The following is an 18,464-nucleotide window of genomic DNA, read 5'->3' as shown; positions in this document are numbered from 1 at the left end:
CAGCGGAGCTTACCTCCACTGACCGTTTTCATAATCCAGCACCTTCGCCGTCTGCCCGGGACTTAATATCGAGTCGCCGGCTTCATTTATGACACACTTCATGCCCGGGAATCCGTTAAGATATGCGGTAATTGCATTGTGCACGTGCACGCCCTCTACGTCGGGAACCTCCATGGCGCAGTACATCGGAATTGTATTATCTCTGTTGTACAAATATATTCCAAGTCCTGTTGCGTTAAAAGAGCTGACATCTTCCGCAACTTTAAACGAAGCATATCCGAATCTCTTGCCGTCGGGATTGATCCACTGTCCTCTGTCCGGCACATCGTAAGGAACCTCGCTCTGATACATGATACAGGTTCCGTCATTGCCGTTCCACATGGTCTGATAACCGTTAAAGTGCTCCACCATCAGCGCATACATCGTGACATTATCGCCATTTATAATGATGCCATTCTCGCAGGTATTCATATCCCACCCAACGTTATCACCGTGGTCGGCTCTCCAAACCCAGAGGTTATCGCCAACTACATTATCAAGATCAATTGTGATGCAGGCCTTTGTCTTGCAAGGCTCATCTGATGCTATTCCGCCGACCCTGAAATACACATCTGCGATCAGAGAAGGCTTAGCCCCCTCCTTAGCCCCGAGGCGAACAAGATTCTCAGACTCTGCAGTTCCGGCATCAAACAACAGTCCCGCCAGAATCAGATCATCAGCATTTTCTGAAACGACACATTCATTCCCGGCAGCAGAGCGTAGCGTTGCAAGTCCCATTCCTAAGAGAATTGTTCCTGACTTTTTCACAGAAAGTGCCTCATCAAGATTGTAAATTCCCGGTGTAAAAAGAACATTCTTTCCATCCGCCAGCGCCTGGTTAATACTTGAAGCTGTATCCACGTTCTCTTTTGCCACATAGAAATCGTTAAGAGGCAGGACTTTCCCTTCCGGAGCGTCACCTTCCCAGGCAAAAGACATACTTTCTTCTTTCCACTCCGGAACATAAACTCCAAGTCCTTCCTTCTCGTCATATACAAGAAATGGCTTTTCTCGAATTATAGGCGTCTGTGAAACAGCAGTATAGGAAGCTTCTGGCCAGGTCTTATCCGGAACGCCGGAAGGCTCATCGCCCAGCATCACGATGTTCCAGTTCTGGCCGGTCCAGGCGCTGTAGCTGTTGTTCCTTGAAAGCCACTGCTGCTGGGTTCCGGAATCCACAAGGCCTGTAACCTTGGAGTCTGCAAGAAAGCCTCCGCTTGCCCAGCCGTAATCATCATGAAGAGTGAGATTTCCATCAACCTGAACCCTTCTCATATCTGTGGCCTGAGACACAGCCCACACTGTATTCGACTCCATTTCGATATTCTCAATACTTCGCCAGAAGTTACAGGTAGCATTGTGCAGACCCTGAGGGTTTGACAGCCACCTTGCATAGGTGTTAGCTACAGCAATCTTAGTGTCTGTAGGCAGAACTCCAAGCCCGGCCAGCTGAGTATAAAAGCCGACATCAGCGGAAACATTGTAAGTCCCCGGCATGAAGTACACTGCATACCTGTTATCATCAAACTGAGCTGTTTCCTGCAAACTATAAATCCTATCAAGTGTTTCCTGTATCTTGGTCTGTTCATCTTCAGGAGTAAAGATATAAACATTCTCTCCCAAAATATCAGTGTGATAATCTTTGATCTCCATATTATTCTTCCCGCATCCCACAAAAAGTCCTGTAAGTGCAACAAGCCCCAATAAAACTAAATATTTCTTTTTAAACATAATAAAAAAGTCCCCTTCTTATACAAGAATAGTGAAAACAACTCTTGCATAATAGGGGACATTTTATATTAAGGTGTCATTTTATAATTTGTATTTCTTAACGATCTCATCAAGCTCTCCGGACTGAGAGTTGATATCTGAGGATCCGTTTGAAATGACGTTGACGAGTGCAAGGACTTCCTGGATTGAGGCGTTTGTCTCCTCGGTGGCAGCAGCATTGGTCTGTGCTGCTTCTGACAGGCGCTCCATAGCTGTTCCGACCTTCTCACAGCTGTCGGTCATGGATCTGCTCACTTCGCCAAGGCTCTTAACTTCTTTTTCGATGATCTCCAGGTTGTCGGAAATATCCTGATATTTTGTTCTGGCATCATCAACACCCTGTACCTGACGATTAACAGCTTCTTTTACGCTGTCGCTCTGCTGGTTGGCATTGTCAACATTAGCCTGCAGCTCTTTTAACATCTGAGTGATCTCGTTGGCGCTGTTTGCGGAATTCTCTGCAAGCTGTCTGATCTCATCAGCAACAACCGCAAAGCCTTTTCCCATCTCTCCGGCTCTTGCTGCCTCGATGGAAGCGTTGAGTGAAAGGAGATTGGTCTGTGAGGCAATGCTCTGGATCATCTCGGAAGACTGTCCGATCTTGGTGGTACTCTCGTTGATGCTGTTAATACTGTCAAATATCTCTGAGAAGGATTTCTCGCTCTCTTTTGTTATGTCATAAAGATCGTTCATTACGAGGGTTCCGGCCTTACTTGCTTCACCGATCTCGCTGCTGGCCTTGGATAGATTCTCGGATGTAGTCTCGTTTTGCCTGATGATGTCTCTGAGGTTATCAATCTCTTTCATGGAGTCGTTGATATCCTGTACCTGTTCACCTGCAGTTTCAGCGACGTTGTTTACCGCTCCGGTGATCTCGTTTACGTTCTTAACGATCGTGTCGGAGTTCTTGCTCATCTCATCAGACATTCCACCGAGCTTGTCGGTAGATGTTGAAAGATCTCCCATGATCTCACGGGTGGATTCAAGAAGGGTATTGTATGCTTCAGAGAGTTCACCGATCTCATCGTTCTGGCTGATGTCAATCTTATCGGAAGTCAGATCTCTCTGCGACAGAGTTGAGATTGCGCTGCTGACTTTAAGAATAGGCTTAAGAACCTGCCTTATTACAACAACTGCGATCCATATAGCAAGAAGGATATTGATAATGGAGAGAATTACATTTGTTGTAACCATGGAGATTTGGGCCTTGTTTATGGCTGCAACTTCGCTCTTTACATCGTTCTCCATTTCTTCAACCATGGAATCTACCTTTTCGGAGAAAGCTTCAGTAGCGCCATCCACTTCTTCCATAACTATATTACCTGCATCAATACCTACATCAATATACTCATCTGCCATATGCGAGCAGAGGGAATACAAAGCATCATATGAGGTTTTGAGCTCGTTCATAGTCGCAGCAGTCTCTGGCTTGACACTCTTCATCTGATCAAAGCAGGAATAGATGCTGTCTCTTACTTCTTCAACTTCCGCAAGTACCTCGCGGTCGTGAGTTGCGGACATATCTGTAAAGAGTTCACAGGTATTAAGGCCATAGTATCTGATATCCTCAGCGATCTCCATGGCTATGATTGTCTGATTCTGAAGTACTCCAAGGTCATTCTTGATCTTGATGGTACGTATCTGGGTAGAAACAAGGGTGATGATCAGAAAAACGATGATAAGTATGATTGGCCCCAGAAGCTTAGGGGTCAGACCGGTAAAAAAGTTCCTTGTTGATTTGGATTTCGAATTTGTTTTTGCCATGATTTTGCCCTCATAAATATACAAAAATTACATGGTTACACATACAGTATATGAAACGAAATAGTGAATGTCTATGTTTGGCATTATGTTTAATGGAATATTTATAAATGAAAAAATCTCAATATATAAGCAGAATGATTCCTACACACGATGAATACACCCCGGCTTGCATATCAGGACGGGGTGTATTTATAATTAATATTTAGTAAATTACGGAGGCATAGCTGAATGAAATACAGACAACTTGTTGCTCTCACAACCGCTACAGTGCTGGTTCTCTCTACTGCAGCCTGTGGGGCAAAAGACATAGAGGACGCCCCGGCAGGTATCCAAATAGAAACGCTTCAGCCGGAGGCAGAGGTGCAAGATAGCGTTGACCAGCGACAGCAGCAGGCTCAGGAAGCCCAGGCTCCGGCTGAGCAAAAAGAATCAGAGAAAACCGAAGAAACAAAAGCGCCGCAAGGCCCGCTTAAACCGGAGCTTGTAGCCGGCTCTGCACCGAAGCTCCCCATAAGGGTCAGCTTCCCCGACTGGAAGGGCTACACCGACAATACCCTTGCCATGAACAGCATGTACAGTTTCAAAGGTTACCACGGCCAGGGAGAGCTCTTTTTAACCATATCGGGCAAAGTTGAGAGCTTTGATATGTTTGTAAACGGAATGCCGGTAGACACCAGCGAAATTACCTCGCTTGGCGATTGGAAGATAGACATCTCATCCGTAACCAAGAATGGCGAGAACACGGTGCAGGTATCAAACATTGTTCCTTCAAGTGAGAAAGAGGCTGTGATCGTTGGCATTCCTTACCCGGAAGTCATAGCCGGAACCCCTGAGGAAGAAGGCATTCACCCTGAGGCTTTGAAGCTCATTTCAGATCTTATAGAGACTGACATCGAGAACGGCTTTACCAGCGCTCAGCTCGCCGTTGTAAGAAACGGAAGATTGGTCTATGAAAACGCCTGGGGCAAAACCAACACTTACCAGCCAAACGGACTTCCGAATACAGATAGTCCAAACGTCACAACGGATACTCTATATGACCTTGCTTCCGTCACCAAGATGTTTTCCGTAAACTATGCGATACAGAAACTCGTCACGGATGGCGAAGTGGACCTTGATGATAAAATCACGAAGTTCTTGGGTGATGAGTTTGTTACAGAAACCATCCAGGTAACCACCGATTCCAAGGGAGACCCCAAGGACCCTGCGAGCCTCATCGACCTTGATACGCTCAAAAAGTGGAAGTCAGAGCTTACCATAAGAGAGCTTTTAAAGCACCAGGGAGGATTCCCGGCAGACCCTAAATACTGCGCGCCCAAGCTCTACAAGGATGGCCTAAAACCCGGAGAGGACTATCCCGAAAATCCGCTCTTTGCAGGAAACGTGCCCTCTGAAGAGACCAAGCAGGCGACCGTTGAAATGATCTGCAAGACGCCTCTTGACTACGAGCCGGGAACCAAGACGGTTTATTCCGATGCAGACTACATGATACTTGGACTTGTGGTTGAGAAGGTGACAGGACAAGACCTTGATACTTATCTTAAAAAGACCTTTTACGAGCCCATGGGTCTTACCCATATAACCTACAATCCGCTAAGAAATGGCTTTTCGAAGGATGACTGCGCTGCAACGGAGTTAAACGGAAATACCAGGGACGGACTCCTTAACTTTGAGGGCTACAGGACAAAGACTATTCAGGGAGAAGTCCATGATGAAAAAGCCTTTTACAGCATGGACGGAATTAGTGGCCACGCAGGACTTTTCTCCAACGCCACAGACCTTGCAAAGCTTGCATCTGTAATGCTTACAGGAGGCTACGGCGAGCTAAGTTTCTTTTCCCCGAATATCATTGACATGTTCACTTCACCAAAAGAAGAGGACGCAGCAAACTGGGGACTTGGCTGGTGGAGACAGGGCGAGGATCAGAGAGTCTGGTACTTCGGAACACAGTCGGAATCAGGGACATTTGGCCATCAGGGCTGGACGGGAACCATTGTCATGATAGACCCAGAGAGAGATCTTGTTATCGCATACCTGACCAACAAGAAAAACTCCCGTGTGACCAACGTTAAAAAGGATGCCAACAAGTTCGACGGCGACTGGTATACCTCCGCAACACTGGGCTTTGTGCCTGAAATCCTGTCCATAGGAATGGATGCGGACGTAGACATCACGCAGCAGCTAAAGAGTCTTACAAAAGACATGGCGGTTTCAGCCAAAAAGATCCTTCCCAAGGGAGTGTCCATTGACAGCTCTCACCCTGCGGCAAAAAGCGCACGGAGCAAGCAGCAGCTGGCAGAAAAATATGAATAAATAACAAAAGACACCGGTCATTACGACGGTGTCTTTTTTGGCATAAGCTTATATTTGATCAAATAGTAAGTGACTTCCACAAGGCAGCAGCTCATCCATCCCACAGGGTATCCAAAGCCCACGAGTTTCGGCGTGTTTGCTATGTAGTGCGTCAGGATATAAAGGTAAGTCTGCCGAAGTGCAACAAAAGTTGACAGCATTATCACCATCGGCCCCGTGGAATCTCCGCGTCCCCTGAGGCTGCTGGCCAGCGTATGGTTTACGCAGTTGAACATCAGGAAAAAGACATTTGTATGAATGAACAGTGCTCCATAGTCAATAACTGCCTGTTCGGCGGAGAACATTCTGATGGCGGGCCTTGCGAATATGTAGAGAAGCATGGCAATAACGCCGGTGGTCAGAACTCCCATTATTATTACAGTCCTGGTTCCTTCTTCAGCTCTTTTCACCTTACCTGCTCCGATGTTCTGGCTGACAAAAGTCGTGGCGGCCATAGCCATACTCTGAAGAGGCAGCATTATGAAGGAGTCGAGCTTGTTATAGCTACTCCATCCGGCCATGCAGTCTGAGCCGAAGTAGTTGATATAGGACTGGACAAAGACATTGGAAAAGGCCGTGATGACGGACTGAATACCTGTGGGAAGACCTATCAGGACTATCAGCTTCATTATCTCCGGATTTATCCTGAGGTCCTTAAGCGTCAGCTTGTAGATATCATCGGTGCGAAGGAGCAGCCACATGATAAGCGCAGCGGAGATGAACTGGGAGATAATGGTTGCGTAGGCAACGCCCTCGATACCGAAGTGAAAGACCTTTACGAAGGTGAGGTCCAATATGATATTCATTACGCTGGTGAGGATTAAGAGAAAGAGCGGCCTTATGGTATCGCCCACGGCACGCAATATTCCGCTTCCCATGTTGTAGATTAAAAGCCCAGTGATTCCCAGGAAATAGATGGTGAGATATTTGGAAGCATCTGCAAAAACGTCATCGGGAGTCGCCATGAACCTGAGCATCGGTCCTACGCCCTTGATTCCGATAATGGTAAAGGCAATGCAGAATATAAAGGTCGCAGCCATGGTGGTCTCGATGGCCGTATGGAGACGGTCAATCTCTTTTGCCCCAAAAAAGCGCGAGATAACAACGCTGGCGCCGACAGAGAATCCGTTGAAGAAGAACACCAGCATATTTATTATCATTGTCGTGGATCCCACGGCAGCCAGGGCCTGGGTGGACACATAATTGCCCACCACAATGGAATCCACGGTGTTGTACAGCATCTGGAATATGTTCCCGAACATAAGGGGAAGTGAAAAAAGAAGTATCTGTTTTATTATTGAACCGCCGGTCATATCCCTGGCGGTTGAACTTTTTGCTCCGGGCATGATGGATAAACCTCAAGTGATTTCGGGTTACCTGCTGCTTAAGCTTGAGAGGAACTGTTTGGTTCGCTCCTCTTTAGGGTTGTTGATCAGCTCTTTTGCAGAACCCTTTTCCAAGATTATACCATCATCCATGAAGATTGCGATATCTGCCACATCTCTGGCAAAAGCCATCTCGTGAGTGACGATGATCATGGTGGTGTGACGGCTCGCAAGCTCCCTGATCACGCGGAGAACTTCTCCTGTAAGCTCGGGATCAAGAGCAGAGGTCGGCTCGTCAAAGCACAGAATGTCAGGCTCCATGGCAAGTGCTCTTGCAATAGCCACACGCTGCTGCTGACCGCCGGAGAGCTGATGAGGATAGTTACCCATCCTGTCCGCAAGACCCATTTCTGCCAAAAGAGCTTTTCCCTTTTCTATGATCTCATCCTTCATTGAAGGATCCGAGTGAAGAAGGGGAGCAAGCGTGACGTTCTCAAGAGCTGTGTACTGAGGAAACAGATTAAACTGCTGAAAGACAAGGCCAAAGTGCTTCCTGTTCTCTCGCAGCTGCCTTTGGTCTGTTATGGGATTAGCCCCGTCAAGAAGGAGCTTGCCACGGACAGTTATTGTACCCTCATCAGGAGTCTCAAGGAAATTCAGGCAGCGAAGAAGTGTTGTCTTACCGCTTCCCGAGGACCCGATGATGGACAGGGTCTGTCCCTCTTCAAGGTCAAAGCTGATATCCTTTAAAACCTCTGTATTTTCAAAATTCTTTTTTATATTCTTAACTTCTAAGATAGGCATATTTATATTTCCAGTCTAAGCAAAACTTTTTATCTGAAATAATCCAGTCTCTTTTCAATCCTTACAAAGAGGACCGATAACAGTCCGCTGAAGATCAGGTAGAAGGCACCGGTGTAGAACAGTGGCCAGATAATTCCGCTGCTCTTTATGAATGACTGACCGTTCCAGATGATCTCGTATACTGCAATAACCCTGGCCAGCGAAGTGTCTTTTACCAGAGTGATGATCTCGTTGGAGATGGGAGGAACGATCCTCTTTATCAGCTGAAGCATGGTGATCTTAAAGAAGATCTGGCTCCTGCTCATACCAAGAACCTTGCCGGCTTCCCTCTGGCCCACAGGGATGGACTGAATTCCGCCCCTGTAGATCTCGGAAAAGTAGCAGGCATAGTTGATGACAAAAGCAATCAGCGCCGCAAGAAAACGTCCTCTGTTATCAGTTCCCCAGACGTTGATCCCAAGAAAGATTCCGGGGCCGTAATAGATTACAAGGAGCTGAAGCATGAGCGGAGTTCCTCTGATGACCCAAATTATCAGTCTGATGGGAAGTTTGATTAGTTTGACCTTGCTCCTTGAGCAGAGGCATATAGCCAGTCCCAGAGGCAGGGAGAACACGAGAGTCAGGCAAAAGAGCTTTAGCGTTCCCCAAAAGCCTTCCAAAAGGGACAAAGTAACAGTCCAAAACATCAGTAGTTTAAACTCCTTTATTATGGTGCGATAACAGCATCCTGTACGCCGTAGGTTGTGGCGATGGCTGTTGTTGTTCCGTCTTTGTAGTACTTATCAAGCTGGTCGTTGATGTATGCAGCAAGGTCAGATCCCTTACGGCAGCCGATTCCGTACTCCTCGCTTGTGAGCTCTGCAGTGTGTGCAAGATCAGGATAGCTGGTGCCTTCACCGATCATGGCACCTGCCATGAGAAGGTCGATAATGCAGGCATCCGATGTTCCAGCGTCAACTTCCATAACTGCGTCAGCCTGTGACTGGAGGGAAGTGTAGTTAAATCCGTTCTCCTCGGCAGCAGCTTCTCCTGCTGAACCTGCCTCTACAGCAAAGCTGAGGGCCTTGGCTGACTCTGCATCCTGATACTGGCCTGCTACGTCTGCCTTAACAACCACTACCTGAGCGTTGTTAAGGTATGGATTGGTACACTCCATTGAGTTCTTAACTTCATCGGTAAGTGTCATTCCGTTCCATACAACGTCGATAGATTTATTGTTGAGTTCAAGGATCTTGTTATCCCAGTCGATCTCTACAAATTCAACATTTACTCCAAGTGACTCACCGACTTTATTGGCGAGGTCGGCATCAAAACCGATCCAGTTTCCGCTCTCGTCCTTGTAATCCATTGGAGCAAAATCCGTGATACCAACGATGAGTGTTCCCTTGTTCTTAATGTAGTCAAGGTCGCTCTCTGTAGCCTTTGCTCCGCAGGCTGTCAGTGAGAGCATGGCAGTCACAAGTAAAGTTGCAAAAATTTTCTTTTTCATACGATCTCTCCTCAAAATTTAATTGATGTTTTTTAAGCATATTCACTACTTTATCACACTACCACACTAAATTGCAAGGCTATTTATAATAAGTCACAGATGTTTTATTATATAAGTATCAATATGTAAAGGGATTACTGAGCTAATGAGTGATAACACAGGAAAAGAGATTTGGAAACCCGGGAATATGCTCTATCCGATCCCAGCTGTCATGGTGAGCTGCGGCCGTGATGGAGAAAAACCCAACATCATAACCGTTGCCTGGGCAGGAAATGTCTGCAGTTCTCCGGCTATGCTCTCCATATCCGTGCGCAAGGAGCGCTACTCCTACGACATCCTAAAAGAGAGCGGAGAGTTCGTGGTCAACCTCACAAACAGAGAGCTAATGAAGGCCACAGACTGGTGTGGAGTAAGGTCGGGCAGGGACTATGACAAGTTTAAGGAGATGGGTCTTACGCCACAGAAGTCACAGATGGTCAAGGCACCCGGAATCCTTGAGAGCCCTGTCAACATCGAGTGCAGGACCAAACAGATATTGGAGCTCGGAAGCCATGACATGTTTGTGGCTGAAGTTCTCTGTGTTACGGTAGATAATAAGTACATGGATGAGAAAAAGAGATTTGACCTTCGTGCAGCAGATCTCATCGCCTATTCTCACGGTGAGTATTTTACTCTGGGAGAGAAGATCGGAAAGTTTGGAATCAGCGTAGCGAAGAAACCTCTAAACAGCAACAATAACAGTGATAAAAAACCCAGAAAGGGCGGAAAGAATCATGGCAAAAATCAGCGTAATAGTTCCCGTATACAACACAGCTGAATACCTGGAGAAGTGCATGGAATCCGTGCTTGCCCAGACCTTTAGAGATTTCGAGGTAATGCTGGTGGACGATGGCTCCACCGACGGCGTAAGTCCCGCTATGTGCGATACCTACGGTAAGCGCGACACCAGAGTAAGGGTCATGCACAAACAAAACGGCGGTCTTCAGTCCGCATGGATAGCAGGCCTTGTGGAGTCTAGGGCTGACTACATTGCTTTTCTAGACAGCGATGACTGGATCGATGCTGATATGCTTGAGAAGATGTATGCACAGACCGACAGCTCTTTTGCCGAAAAAGAGGTGATCTCGGCCAACTACATCGTGGAGAAGGCGGGAGAGCGCAGAAAAGAGGCTCAGGGCCTTGCACCGGGAGTATATTCCGGCTCTTCACTTGATGAGATCAAAAGGAATCTCCTTGGCAACGAGGTAAGACCCATAACCATGTCAAGGTGCATGAAGCTCATCTCGAGAAAGCTTCTCTTGGACAACATTAAATACTGCGACCCGACCATCATAATGGGCGAGGACGTGAACATAATGCTGCCGGTTTTCTGCGACTGCAAGAGGCTGGTGATCATGAAGGACTCCTACTTCTACCACTACAGGCTGGTGTGGGATTCCATGAGCCATGACTACAATCCGAAGCTGCTTAAAAATCTTGAGCTCACCGACAAGACCTTCAGGAACATCCTCTGGGACAAGAACGTCCTTAACGCTGATGCTCAGATGGACAGGGAGTTTGTGGTAATGCTGCTTGTGGTCATGAGAAATGTACTTCGCGCAGACAGGAAGGATACGGTTTCTTTGGTAAAAGAGATTTTCCTTCGCCCGGATATCAGAAAGAAAATCGAGAACACCAGGATAGGCGTGGGACAAAGGGCCAACAAGCTCTTGTATTTCACGATGAAGCACCCCAACGCCCTCAATGTTTCAGTGTCCAAGGCTCTCATAAATTACTATGACAAAAAGACTAATCAGCTCTGAAATATGGTAGAATTGATATATTAAATCCTTAGGAGGAATGCTTATGGGAAAGGTTTTTCATGTTGATCACCAGATAGCCAACAAGAACGTGGAGGATTCCATAACTGAATGCACCAAGGTGGTCAAGTACTCGGACATCAACAGCGAGAACAGACTCTTTGGAGGGCAGCTCATGTCCTGGATAGATGAGGTGGCAGGAGTAGTTGCAGTAAGGCATTCAGGCAATCCCGTTGCCACAGCGGCTGTCGACAACATGCAGTTTAAGCAGGGAGCCAAGCTCGATGACATCATCGTTATCATCGGTAAGCTCACCTACGTCGGCAAGACTTCCATGGAAGTAAGAGTTGACACTTATGTTGAGGACCGCAGAAACGGAATGAGACACATCATGAACAGAGCATACTTCACCGAAGTGTGCATCGATGAGGACGATACTCCCGTACTGGTTCCTTACGGACTTAACGTGCGCACCGAGAGTGAGAAGGCAGAGTGGGAGGGCGCTTTGAAGAGACGTGAACTCAGGCGCCAGCGCAGGATGGAAGGATTCTAAAACTTTATAATAGTTCGTTGCATTTATTAATTGATAGTGTTAAAATTTTGTCAGTCGGCGTTTTCAATTTAATAGTTTGGAGGTTATTCCGCAATGAGTAAGAATTTTGATGACATTTTAGCTAAGCTTAAGACAGCTGAAACCAAGAAGATGTCTGTAGCTGTAGCTCAGGACACTCACGTCCTGGAGGCAGTTAAGGTAGCCAAGGAGAGAGGAATCGTTGATCCCATTCTTGTAGGTGACCTTGACAAGATCAAGGAGAAGGCAGCAGAAGTTGGCATGAGCCTTGACGGATACGAGATCATCGATGTTAAGGATGATATCGAGGCTGCACGTTGTGCCGTATCACTGGTTCACGATGGCAAGGCTGACATCTACATGAAGGGTGCTCTCGAGTCCAAGGACTTCCTTAAGAGCGTTCTTGATAAGGAAGTAGGTCTTCGTACAGGACGTCCTCTTTCACATGTATGTGTGTTTGAGATCCCCGGTATCGACCGTCTTCTTTTCCTTACAGACGTTGCTTTCATGCCATATCCTACACTTGAGGATAAAAAGGTCATCATTGAATATACTGTAGAAGTAGCAAGAGCATGTGGCGTTGAGTGCCCTAAGGTAGCTCCTCTTGCTGCAGTAGAAGTTGTTAACCCCAAGATGCCTGTAACCGTTGAGGCAGCTGAGCTCACCAGAATGTGCGAAGAGGGTGAGATCAAGAACTGCATCGTTGACGGACCTCTTTCAATGGATCTTGCAATCGATCCTGAGGCAGCTAAGCACAAGGCAGGCGCTCTTGACCGTAAGATCGTAGGTGATGCGGACATCCTTCTTTTCCCTGATATCCACGCAGGAAACCTTACATACAAGACAATCGTAAGACTTGCAACTGTTAAGAACGGTAACATCCTTACAGGAACCAAGGCACCTGTAATCCTTACATCAAGATCTGATTCTGTTGATGTTAAGGTTAATTCAATCGCACTCGCAGCTGTAGTTGCTGAGGATAAGAAGAAGGGAGTTTTATAATGATAAAGAGTTTGATCATCAATCCCGGTTCAACATCAACCAAGGTCGGCATCTTTGAGGATGAGACCCTCGTTAAGGAAGAGACTCTCCGTCACAGCACAGAGGAGATCGAATCCTATGCATCAATCATTGACCAGAAGGACTTTCGTAAGAATATCATTCTTGATTTCCTTAAGAAGGAGAGCATTGATATTAAGAGCTTTAACGTAATCGTAGGAAGAGGCGGACTTCTTCGTCCCATTCCCGGCGGTACATACGAGTGCACAGATGCACTTTTAGAGGACCTTCGCAAGGGCGTTCAGGGTCAGCACGCTTCTAACCTCGGCGGAATCCTTGCAAGAGAGATCGGTGACGAGATCGGTGTTCCTTCATACATCGTTGACCCTGTAGTAGTTGACGAGATGGAGCCCGTTGCAAGAATCTCAGGTGTTCCTGAGATCGAGCGTGTATCAATCGATCACCCTCTTAACCAGAAGGCAGTTGCCAGAAGATATGCCAAAGAGATCGGCAAGAAATATGACGAGATCAGCGTTATCGTAGTTCACATGGGTGGCGGTACATCAACAGGTGTTCACAAGAACGGCAAGATGATCGATGTTTACGCAGCTCTCAACGGAGACGGTGCATTCTCACCTGAAAGAGCTAACGGCATTCCTGCTAAGGCACTTGTAGATATGTGCTTCTCCGGAAAATATACCTATGATGAGATGAAGAAGAAGATCGTCGGTTACGGCGGACTTAATGCTTATCTTGGAACCAACGACATGAGAGAAGTTAACAAGATGTGTGAAGATGGCAACGAGAAGGCAATTCTTGTTCGTGACGCTTTCATCTACCAGATCTGCAAGAACATCGGCGCATGCGCTACAGTTCTTAAGGGCAAGGTTGACCAGATCATCCTTACCGGCGGAATCGCTTATGGCCAGGTTATCACCGACGCCATCAAGGACAGAGTAGACTGGATCGCTCCTGTAACCGTTTATCCCGGTGAGGACGAGCTCCTGGCTCTGGCTCAGGGCGCTATCCGCGTGCTTAACGGCGAAGAGAAGGCTCAGACCTACTAATTTCATAGAATTTTAAAGGAGTCAAAGGGGACGGTTCTCTTTGACTCCTTTTTTTGAGTCACCGGGGACGTTTCAGATTGACTCACTTTGCTTTAAATCCTTCTTCAATCGTACTTCCGATAAGTTCCGTCCTATCGGCCATTCCTGAATAGCTTGTGGAAGGATAGACGTAGTAGCTGTTGATCTCATCATTATCAGCGTGATAAACAGTAACTCCGTTCATATCCATGGCTATCATATTACCCTTATCAAAAGGCACCGGAGTAATGTAATAACCGGCTGTCACATTCTGCTTTGCAAATACCATATCGTCAGTAAAATAGTTATCTATCCAGCTGCAGAAGTTTATCAGGATAAGTCCCGAAAGTGCGATCAGGATAAGGTTCTTTTTCCTGAAGATAAGATCCAGAGCATCTCCAAGTGCGCACAACGGCAGAAGGAGCAGGAATGCCAGGGCATATCTGATAAAAGGCGCTGTCATGAACCAGACGGCGATGTTTACAAGAATAGTCAGGTAAAAGACAAGTACGGCAGGCCTAAAGCTCTTTTCCCTAATCCGGAAAAATGCCACGGCGCCAACTAACATAAGGCCTACAGCCTGTGAGTAGATCAGCATCTCCTCGTAGTGCTCCTTGGCTTCCCACCACAGAGGGAGCCAGCTCGATACCGGCTCGTCCACTCTTGTTACGTCGAAAAGACATCTTCCCCAGACCTTTATCTGGTCTGAATCATGTTTCATATATTCTGCAGGAATCTTCCAGATCACATCAAACAGATCAATTGATGCCACCGGGTAAAAGAGCCATCCCGATAGGATCACGTTTCTGACAAGGAACGGCAAAAAGCTCAAGAACCCGATCAAAAGGTAAGATATAAGCTCCTTCCACATTTTCTTTTTCACAAGCATGATAAACGGTAAGATGGCCAGAACCACCAAAAATGCTGCCGAGAGCTTCATGCTGACGGTAAATATAGAGAGGACTGAAAGGTATCCGTAGGTGTTTATGTCACACATTTCATCGCCGGACTTTTCTTCTGCATAGCAGATCCACTCACTCAGGATAAAGAGCACCATGAACATGGTTCCGTAGTCCGTGGCAGGCGACTGAAGCCCCGATAAATTGGTCATGGCATAGATCAAAATCGCAATCCTTGAAAAATCGCCTCCGTGGCGCTCGTGCTTTTTGAACTCATAGAGACCGTAAACAGCGTGAGCGCAAAAGAGCACCATGAAAAATCCGGTCATAGTATGAAGCGGACTGTTTAGCATAAATCCAAAGGTGAAAAGCGCGCACAGCGGAAGATATGAACTGTTATAAGCGAAGTGAAGCTGCAGATTGCCAAGGCCTTTAAGCACGCCGTACTCCTCAAGCAGGCGGATCGCCTGGGCGTGATAGATGCCGGTATCGGTGTGGAAGGTTCCGCGGGAAGTGCAGAAAGCTCCGATCAGAACTATTACGGCAAGGATGATGAGCCTCTTTTGGGAAAAGAAATCACGAAGTTTTGAAAAGAGCTGCCCCCTTAAAAGGAAGATGCACAGCCCTGTGCCAATGAGCATTATCAAATGGCAGATGAGCCCGATTTTGTAAAATATACTGAAGGTCTCCGCATAGACTGTAAGGGTGACAAGTCCTGTTACGCAGTTCCTTGCTATTGATGTATTGTCTGTGTCAAACAGCCATTTATCGACTGCCATTCCGATGGCAAAGGCTATTATGAATATATATACCCAACTTAAGATGACAACTAACACGGCTTTTTCTCCTATTTGTACTATGTTTCGATTATACCCCAAACCTTGAATAGTTGCTATAAATCTGCTACAATGTCCTTTAGACTTTGTCTAGTATAAAGGGATTAGTATGCCCTTTTTTAGGAGATAAAATATGAGTATTCTTGACAAGATTATTGGAACACATTCACAGAGGGAACTTCGCAGGATCAACCCAATCATTGATTCTATCGAAGCCTTGAGACCTACCATGCAGGCTCTTTCGGACGAGGAGCTGCGTGCTAAGACAGACGAGTTTAAAAAGAGACTGTCAGAGGGCGAGACTCTTGATGACATCATGCCCGAGGCTTATGCGGTTGTACGTGAAGCCAGCAAGCGAGTTCTTGGTATGGAGCACTTCAGGGTTCAGCTCATAGGCGGAGTCATTCTTCACCAGGGCAGAATTGCCGAGATGAGAACCGGTGAAGGTAAGACCCTTGTGGCTACACTTCCTTCATATCTTGAGGCTCTTACAGGTAAGGGCGTTAACGTTGTTACAGTAAACGACTATCTTGCTAAGCGTGATGCCGATCAGATGGGTCAGGTACACAGGTTCCTGGGACTCACTGTTGGCTGCGTTCTTAACAGCATGACCAGTGAGGAGAGAAAGGCAGCTTATAACTGCGACATCACATATATTACCAACAACGAACTTGGATTTGACTACCTTCGTGATAACATGGCTATCTACAAGGAACAGTGCGTTCAGAGAGGCCTTAACTACTGTATCATCGACGAGGTAGACTCAATCCTTATCGATGAAGCGCGTACTCCTCTTATTATTTCCGGTCAGTCCGATAAGTCCACCAAGCTCTATGAGGCCTGCGACATTCTGGCCAAGCAGATGACCCGTGGTGAGGACATGGAAGAGCTCTCCAAGATGGATGCCATCATGGGAGTTGAGAGAGAAGAGACCGGTGATTTCATCGTCAACGAGAAGGACAAGATAGTAAACCTGACAGCGCAAGGCGTTGCTAAGGTTGAGAGATTCTTCCGTATAGAGAACCTTGCTGATCCAGAGAACCTTGAGATCCAGCACAACATTATCCTTGCTCTTCGTGCCAATAACCTTATGTTCAAGGATCACGACTACATTGTTAAGGATGACGAGGTACTTATCGTAGATGAGTTCACAGGTCGTGTTATGCCGGGACGTCGTTATTCAGACGGTCTCCATCAGGCTATCGAGGCCAAAGAGCACGTTAAGGTTAAGAGAGAGTCCAAGACTCTTGCAACCATCACCTTCCAGAACTTCTTTAACAAGTTTGACAAGAAGTGCGGAATGACCGGTACTGCCCTTACAGAGGAGCAGGAGTTCCGTGATATCTACGGAATGGACGTTATCGAGATTCCTACCAACAAGCCAGTTCAGAGAATTGACCATCAGGATGCGGTTTATAAAACCAAGAAAGAAAAGCTTAACGCAATCTGCGACGCAGTAGCAGCATCTCATGCCAAGGGACAGCCTGTACTGGTTGGTACCATTACCATTGAATCTTCCGAAGAGCTTTCGAGAATGCTCAAGAGAAGAGGCATCCAGCACAACGTCTTAAATGCCAAGTTCCATGAACTGGAGGCTGAGATCGTAGCTGATGCAGGTAAGCACGGCGCTGTTACCATCGCCACCAACATGGCCGGCCGTGGTACTGATATCAAGCTTGATGACGAAGCAAGGGCAGCAGGCGGACTTAAGATCATCGGTACTGAGAGACACGAGAGTAGACGTATCGATAATCAGCTGCGTGGTCGTTCCGGTCGTCAGGGAGATCCCGGTGAGTCCAAGTTCTACCTTTCACTTGAAGATAACCTCATGAGACTCTTTGGTTCAGACAGACTTATTTCAATGTTCAATGCACTGAAGATCCCTGAGGGACAGGAGATTGAGCACTCATCTCTTTCAAAGGCTATCGAATCAGCCCAGAAGAAGATCGAGTCCAACAACTATGCAATTCGTAAGAATTTGCTTGAGTATGACCAGGTCAACAACGAGCAGAGAGAGATCATCTATGCAGAGCGTAAGAAGGTTCTGGATGGAGTATCCATGCGTGATTCCATCTACAAGATGATCACAGATATTGTTGAGTCCTCAGTTGAGACAGTTGTGGGAGAGGAGAACGATCCCGATAACTGGAACATCGCAGAGCTCAATGAACTTCTTCTTCCTACTGTTCCTCTTAAGAAGATCACCAGGGGAAGAATTGATAACCTCACCAAGGCAGGTCTTTTGCAGCAGCTCAAGGAAGAAGCAGTTAAGCTTTACGAGTCCAAGGAAGCAGAGTTCCCTGAGCCTGAGACCATCCGTGAGATCGAGCGTGTAATCCTTCTTAAGGTCATCGACAGAAAGTGGATGGACCACATCGATGATATGGATCAGCTTCGTCAGGGTATCGGACTTCAGTCATATGCCCAGAGAGATCCTAAGCTTGAGTACAAGCTTGCAGGTTATGAGATGTTCGACGACATGACAAGGAACATTGAGGAGGATACAGTAAGACTCCTGTTCCATGTCCACATTGAAGAGAGAGTAGAGCGTGAGCAGGTAGCCAAGGTTACCGGCACCAACAAGGATGATTCTGCGCCCAAGGCTCCTATCAAGAGAGCTGAGGCCAAGATTTATCCCAACGATCCATGCCCATGTGGAAGTGGCAAGAAGTACAAGAACTGTCACGGTAGGGCGTGAGCGATATAAGGAATGAGTATATGCAATCCTGGAT

Annotated in this window: 14 protein-coding genes; 7 read left to right on the top strand and 7 right to left on the bottom strand. The window is 46.8% G+C overall.

What is annotated here, in order from left to right; translation table 11 throughout:
* Positions 1-9: 9 nt before the first annotated feature.
* Both G633_RS18905 and G633_RS0116745 read right to left on the bottom strand, forming a co-directional pair.
* Entirely contained in the window at positions 10-1,770 is a 1,761-nt protein-coding gene (locus tag G633_RS18905) for a glycosyl hydrolase family 28-related protein (protein ID WP_051200332.1), read from the bottom strand.
* Positions 1,771-1,851: 81 nt separating this feature from the next.
* Positions 1,852-3,573, bottom strand: a complete 1,722-nt coding sequence (locus tag G633_RS0116745) for a methyl-accepting chemotaxis protein (protein ID WP_022770618.1) — start codon at positions 3,571-3,573, stop codon at positions 1,852-1,854.
* A 228-nt stretch (positions 3,574-3,801) separates the two neighbouring features.
* Here G633_RS0116745 and pbp4b point away from each other — a divergent pair, with 228 nt between their 5' ends.
* The gene (gene pbp4b, locus G633_RS18900) at positions 3,802-5,886 is read left to right on the top strand and encodes a penicillin binding protein PBP4B (protein WP_022770619.1); all 2,085 of its coding nucleotides are present in this window, start codon (positions 3,802-3,804) and stop codon (positions 5,884-5,886) included.
* A gap of 20 nt (positions 5,887-5,906) precedes the next feature.
* Here pbp4b and G633_RS0116735 read toward each other — a convergent pair whose 3' ends face one another.
* From G633_RS0116735 to G633_RS0116720, 4 genes are read right to left on the bottom strand one after another with little or no spacing between them, the layout of a single operon-like run.
* Positions 5,907-7,271, bottom strand: a complete 1,365-nt coding sequence (locus G633_RS0116735; protein ID WP_022770621.1) for an MATE family efflux transporter — start codon at positions 7,269-7,271, stop codon at positions 5,907-5,909.
* Positions 7,272-7,298: 27 nt separating this feature from the next.
* Complete coding sequence (locus G633_RS0116730) at positions 7,299-8,054, bottom strand: amino acid ABC transporter ATP-binding protein (protein ID WP_022770622.1); 756 nt, start codon at positions 8,052-8,054, stop codon at positions 7,299-7,301.
* A gap of 29 nt (positions 8,055-8,083) precedes the next feature.
* Positions 8,084-8,740: an amino acid ABC transporter permease gene (locus G633_RS0116725; RefSeq protein WP_022770624.1), complete on the bottom strand. Its 657-nt coding sequence runs from the start codon at positions 8,738-8,740 to the stop codon at positions 8,084-8,086.
* Positions 8,741-8,760: 20 nt separating this feature from the next.
* Complete coding sequence (locus G633_RS0116720; protein ID WP_022770625.1) at positions 8,761-9,543, bottom strand: transporter substrate-binding domain-containing protein; 783 nt, start codon at positions 9,541-9,543, stop codon at positions 8,761-8,763.
* Between the two features lie 145 nt (positions 9,544-9,688).
* Here G633_RS0116720 and G633_RS18895 point away from each other — a divergent pair, with 145 nt between their 5' ends.
* From G633_RS18895 to buk, 5 genes are all read left to right on the top strand, one after another.
* Entirely contained in the window at positions 9,689-10,360 is a 672-nt protein-coding gene (locus G633_RS18895) for a flavin reductase family protein (protein ID WP_242838890.1), read from the top strand.
* Positions 10,317-11,345: a glycosyltransferase gene (locus tag G633_RS19610; protein WP_051200331.1), complete on the top strand. Its 1,029-nt coding sequence runs from the start codon at positions 10,317-10,319 to the stop codon at positions 11,343-11,345. Before G633_RS18895 ends, G633_RS19610 begins: the two co-directional genes overlap by 44 nt.
* A 43-nt stretch (positions 11,346-11,388) precedes the next feature.
* The gene (locus tag G633_RS0116705; protein ID WP_022770629.1) at positions 11,389-11,895 is read left to right on the top strand and encodes an acyl-CoA thioesterase; all 507 of its coding nucleotides are present in this window, start codon (positions 11,389-11,391) and stop codon (positions 11,893-11,895) included.
* 93 nt (positions 11,896-11,988) lie between these two features.
* The gene (gene ptb / locus G633_RS0116700) at positions 11,989-12,915 is read left to right on the top strand and encodes a phosphate butyryltransferase (protein WP_022770631.1); all 927 of its coding nucleotides are present in this window, start codon (positions 11,989-11,991) and stop codon (positions 12,913-12,915) included.
* Entirely contained in the window at positions 12,915-13,979 is a 1,065-nt protein-coding gene (gene buk / locus G633_RS0116695) for a butyrate kinase (protein WP_022770632.1), read from the top strand. Before ptb ends, buk begins: the two co-directional genes overlap by 1 nt.
* Positions 13,980-14,061: 82 nt before the next feature.
* Here the strand turns inward: buk and G633_RS0116690 are convergent, their stop codons facing one another.
* Positions 14,062-15,732, bottom strand: a complete 1,671-nt coding sequence (locus tag G633_RS0116690; RefSeq protein WP_026520604.1) for an LIC_10190 family membrane protein — start codon at positions 15,730-15,732, stop codon at positions 14,062-14,064.
* A 133-nt stretch (positions 15,733-15,865) separates the two neighbouring features.
* On the opposite strand from G633_RS0116690, the gene secA reads away from it, so the two are divergent.
* The gene (gene secA / locus G633_RS0116685; protein WP_022770635.1) at positions 15,866-18,430 is read left to right on the top strand and encodes a preprotein translocase subunit SecA; all 2,565 of its coding nucleotides are present in this window, start codon (positions 15,866-15,868) and stop codon (positions 18,428-18,430) included.
* The last annotated feature ends 34 nt before the right edge of the window (positions 18,431-18,464 follow it).

The sequence above is a fragment of the Butyrivibrio sp. FCS006 genome (genome assembly GCF_000424525.1).
In the GTDB taxonomy this organism is placed as follows: Bacteria; Bacillota; Clostridia; order Lachnospirales; family Lachnospiraceae; genus Butyrivibrio.
This window is presented reverse-complemented; position numbering and strand designations above follow the sequence as displayed.

What these genes read in the sequence shown, in the direction of transcription:
- G633_RS0116705 (WP_022770629.1), top strand. Translation starts at nt 11,389, where the DNA reads ATGGGAAAGGTTTTTCATGTTGATCACCAGATAGCCAACAAGAACGTG.
- G633_RS19610 (WP_051200331.1), top strand. Translation starts at nt 10,317, where the DNA reads ATGGCAAAAATCAGCGTAATAGTTCCCGTATACAACACAGCTGAATAC.
- ptb (WP_022770631.1), top strand. Translation starts at nt 11,989, where the DNA reads ATGAGTAAGAATTTTGATGACATTTTAGCTAAGCTTAAGACAGCTGAA.
- G633_RS0116725 (WP_022770624.1), bottom strand. Translation starts at nt 8,740, where the DNA reads ATGTTTTGGACTGTTACTTTGTCCCTTTTGGAAGGCTTTTGGGGAACG.
- G633_RS0116720 (WP_022770625.1), bottom strand. Translation starts at nt 9,543, where the DNA reads ATGAAAAAGAAAATTTTTGCAACTTTACTTGTGACTGCCATGCTCTCA.
- G633_RS0116735 (WP_022770621.1), bottom strand. Translation starts at nt 7,271, where the DNA reads ATGCCCGGAGCAAAAAGTTCAACCGCCAGGGATATGACCGGCGGTTCA.
- G633_RS0116745 (WP_022770618.1), bottom strand. Translation starts at nt 3,573, where the DNA reads ATGGCAAAAACAAATTCGAAATCCAAATCAACAAGGAACTTTTTTACC.
- buk (WP_022770632.1), top strand. Translation starts at nt 12,915, where the DNA reads ATGATAAAGAGTTTGATCATCAATCCCGGTTCAACATCAACCAAGGTC.
- pbp4b (WP_022770619.1), top strand. Translation starts at nt 3,802, where the DNA reads ATGAAATACAGACAACTTGTTGCTCTCACAACCGCTACAGTGCTGGTT.
- secA (WP_022770635.1), top strand. Translation starts at nt 15,866, where the DNA reads ATGAGTATTCTTGACAAGATTATTGGAACACATTCACAGAGGGAACTT.
- G633_RS18895 (WP_242838890.1), top strand. Translation starts at nt 9,689, where the DNA reads ATGAGTGATAACACAGGAAAAGAGATTTGGAAACCCGGGAATATGCTC.
- G633_RS18905 (WP_051200332.1), bottom strand. Translation starts at nt 1,770, where the DNA reads ATGTTTAAAAAGAAATATTTAGTTTTATTGGGGCTTGTTGCACTTACA.
- G633_RS0116730 (WP_022770622.1), bottom strand. Translation starts at nt 8,054, where the DNA reads ATGCCTATCTTAGAAGTTAAGAATATAAAAAAGAATTTTGAAAATACA.